Origin of the sequence: Microcystis sp. M169S2 (assembly GCF_020245865.1) — a bacterium.
GTDB classification, from domain to species: Bacteria; Cyanobacteriota; Cyanobacteriia; order Cyanobacteriales; family Microcystaceae; genus Microcystis; species Microcystis ichthyoblabe_A.
Genome location: NZ_JADBUB010000043.1, coordinates 1 through 2897, shown reverse-complemented (window position 1 = coordinate 2897; position 2897 = coordinate 1). Strand labels below are relative to the sequence as shown.

The window sequence follows — 2897 nt, the reverse complement described above, 5'->3', positions numbered from 1 at the left end:
TAGCTAGTGGTAGTGTTGACAAAACTATCAAAATTTGGGAGGTAGCAACGGGAAAAGAATTGCGTACCCTTACTGGTCATTCTGGTAGTGTTTGGTCAGTGGTATATAGTCCCGATGGCCGCTATTTAGCTAGTGGTAGTGATGACAAAACTATCAAAATTTGGGAGGTAGCAACGGGAAAAGAATTGCGTACCCTTACTGGTCATTCTAAGGTGGTTTGGTCAGTAGTATATAGTCCCGATGGCCGCTATTTAGCTAGTGGGAGTCGTGACAATACTATCAAAATTTGGCGGGTGGGGCAGTAAAGTTGTGTTTGGGGTGACAGCAATAATTTTTGTCTATCAAAAATGAGCGACACTTGCGGGAAACTGCACCGATGTCTTTAAAAATGTTGGGTTTTGGCTCAAATTATTGAATCGAGCAGTTTTCTTCTAAATATTAAAGCGCTCAACCCAACCGACAAGCTAGAGGGGATCGTATCTACATCAACAAACTATAATCTACATTAAAGAAATGTCCTAATAATTTCGCCTGTTCTTGGGTAATTGACCCTTTTCCTTCAATTAAACTAGAAGCAATTTTGTCAGAGCCAAGGATTCTGGCTATGTCTTTCTTATTAACGCTTTGCTGTTCCATCAAAAACAATAACATAGAATGAGGTGTGGTTGATTCCTGTAGATAAAAGCTTTTTTCAAAATTCCCAATTAAAAAAATTAGAAGCTCATAAAGTTCATCTTCTTCGGGAGTTCGCTGCTGACGGTGCATTAATTCTTCCACAATAGCCAAAGCTTTTTCATTTTCTGCCTCTGTTTTAATAACTTTAGGTAAATGGCGAGCTAGTAATTCTTTGTATTTTTCTGGATTAAAAGTAAGGGTCATTTTTCCATTGCTCCTTATCGTATTCAGCGTGAGTTAAAACATACTTGATATAAATTAGCCGCTTCTGATAATCGATACTGGTTATGAGACGATAACTATTCCCTTTAATGTTAAAAACAGTAAAGTTACCAACTGCTTCTGCTTTAGGAAATACTGTTTGAACCTCAACTAAATTATACCAAATCGCTTGACTGGCAATTTTATACCAATTCTCTAAAGCTATTCGGGAATCAGCGTGTTTATTCGTAAATTCTCGTAGTCTTCGATAGCTGATGACGTGCATTTATAAAAACAAACATAAATTATCTCTGGGGGTGATTCGCTGCCAAAGTTGGTTTTTCCATAGGTAATTCAGTTGCCTGTAATCGTCCAATCTTCTGCTCTTACACCGGCAATTTGCCCAAAATCTGAGAGATTTCTCGTCAGCAGGATAGCCTGATTAACCATTGAGATAGCAGCAATCTTCAAATCCATCGAACCCAAACGAGGGTAAGTTACCCGAAGTTCTTGAAAAACTTGAGCTGCCTTTTCATCAAAGCCGACAATGGGAATCGTGCGATAATTAGCGAGGTGCTTTTCTAGCCTTCGATAGGCAACAACTTGGGTTTCAATCGAATTGGTCTTGGCTATGTAACTGAGCCATCCCCGCATTTGTTCTTCGTAGGTGATAATTGTGGTGGCAACTTCGCTGCTTGTAATAGCAGCCAGTTTTTTCAGCAATTGTTGTGCCGGTTGTCCCCCGCGATCGAGAATACTAATATGATCGGTGTCAAGGAGATACATTTCAGGATTCGGATGCTTCCTCGGCTAAAGGTTTTAGAGACTGGCGGTACTCTTGACCAAACTGCATTGCCTCTTCGTAAACCAGATCGTCAGCAAAAGTGCCGACAATTTTTTCCCACCAGGGAGTTTCGCTGACAGTAGGTAGCAAACGCTTAAGCAGTGCTACTTCAGCTTCTAAAGTTGCTAGTCTTATCTCTAGATCAGTGCTTAACATGGTTGACATATCCTCCTATTCTGCTCTTGCTCAAAGGTTAGCTTTAAAACAAAATTTGTTTCAACGCCAGAAGCCATACGATGAACTGATGAAACCATACACAGCACTCCGGGTAAAATTATTGATGAACGATGATTGAGTTGCGACTCATTTCTCTTAACGAATGTTGAGTAAAAAGTGCTTTTATTTGAGGTAAATTATTCTGAAATAATGCTTCTAATTCAACATTCGTAATATTACCCGTAGTCACTAGCAGAAGCTTATAAGGTTCTTGACTAATCAAAAATGAATCGAGAAAATCTGTGTCTTTGGTAATAACAATACGATTTTGTTGAATTGAAAGAGCGTTAATTTCTGCATCTGTCGTGGCATTTTGTTGGGGTAAATCTTTAGTATGAATTGTATCATGACCAGCAGCTTGCAAAAAACGGGCTAAACGAACTGGCAATTGGGCATCGACTAAAAAGTTCATGGTGCAATTTGGTAGATGCTTTTTACCTGAGTTAATCGAGTGGCAAACAATAACGCCGCTAGAATATCCTCCCGTTCCAAATCATCGTAGTCGGCTAAAATGTCTTCGATACTCATGCCAGAACTAAGTAATTCTAGGATAAATTCAACAGGATAACGCAATCCTCGAAGGCAAGGTTTGCCATGACAGATATTTAAATCGAGGGTGATTCGCTGCCAAAGTTGGTTTTCCATAGGTAATTCAGTTGCTTGTAATCGTCCAATCTTCTCTCCGCCTACTTCTACTATGCACAATTCTGTCTTTAAGTCAAGTTGCTTTACAAAACTTTAAGCAATTTCTTGACAAAATTTAACCTTTTTTCTCATTTTTGAACCCTCGCAAATTAATTATGCAAGAGGTTTAATCTACTATAGTTACTAATTCTGTACGCAAATATTGCATCTAGAATTAGCTTTGTACGCTTTGACCCGTACTGGGTTAACTACGAACCTCTCTATCGGATTCCCGCTAAAGACGGCCTCTCCGACTACCTTTCTTCCAATATTTAAG

Annotated in this window: 7 protein-coding genes; 1 reads left to right on the top strand and 6 read right to left on the bottom strand. The window is 39.2% G+C overall.

The genetic code is table 11. The features are described 5' to 3' along the window. Positions 1-305, top strand: a 305-nt coding sequence (locus IM485_RS05195) for a WD40 repeat domain-containing protein (protein ID WP_502882158.1), incomplete at its 5' end; no start/stop codon positions are given. A gap of 175 nt (positions 306-480) precedes the next feature. On the opposite strand, the gene IM485_RS05190 is transcribed toward IM485_RS05195, so the two are convergent. The 6 genes from IM485_RS05190 to IM485_RS05165 form a co-directional block, all read right to left on the bottom strand. After that, positions 481-879 (bottom strand): helix-turn-helix domain-containing protein, encoded by a 399-nt coding sequence (locus tag IM485_RS05190; protein WP_002777883.1) that lies wholly within the window; start codon positions 877-879, stop codon positions 481-483. Further along, on the bottom strand, positions 863-1162 hold the full coding sequence (locus tag IM485_RS05185) for a type II toxin-antitoxin system HigB family toxin (protein ID WP_002797368.1): 300 nt from the start codon (positions 1160-1162) through the stop codon (positions 863-865). The genes IM485_RS05190 and IM485_RS05185 overlap by 17 nt, the downstream gene beginning before the upstream one ends. A gap of 68 nt (positions 1163-1230) precedes the next feature. Continuing rightward, on the bottom strand, positions 1231-1662 hold the full coding sequence (locus tag IM485_RS05180; protein ID WP_287741740.1) for a type II toxin-antitoxin system VapC family toxin: 432 nt from the start codon (positions 1660-1662) through the stop codon (positions 1231-1233). A gap of 1 nt (position 1663) precedes the next feature. Beyond that, positions 1664-1876: a hypothetical protein gene (locus IM485_RS05175; RefSeq protein ID WP_287741737.1), complete on the bottom strand. Its 213-nt coding sequence runs from the start codon at positions 1874-1876 to the stop codon at positions 1664-1666. A 118-nt stretch (positions 1877-1994) separates the two neighbouring features. Beyond that, entirely contained in the window at positions 1995-2348 is a 354-nt protein-coding gene (locus IM485_RS05170) for a DUF5615 family PIN-like protein (protein WP_287741734.1), read from the bottom strand. Beyond that, positions 2345-2581 (bottom strand): DUF433 domain-containing protein, encoded by a 237-nt coding sequence (locus tag IM485_RS05165; protein WP_002758607.1) that lies wholly within the window; start codon positions 2579-2581, stop codon positions 2345-2347. The genes IM485_RS05170 and IM485_RS05165 overlap by 4 nt, the downstream gene beginning before the upstream one ends. Positions 2582-2897: the final 316 nt, after the last annotated feature.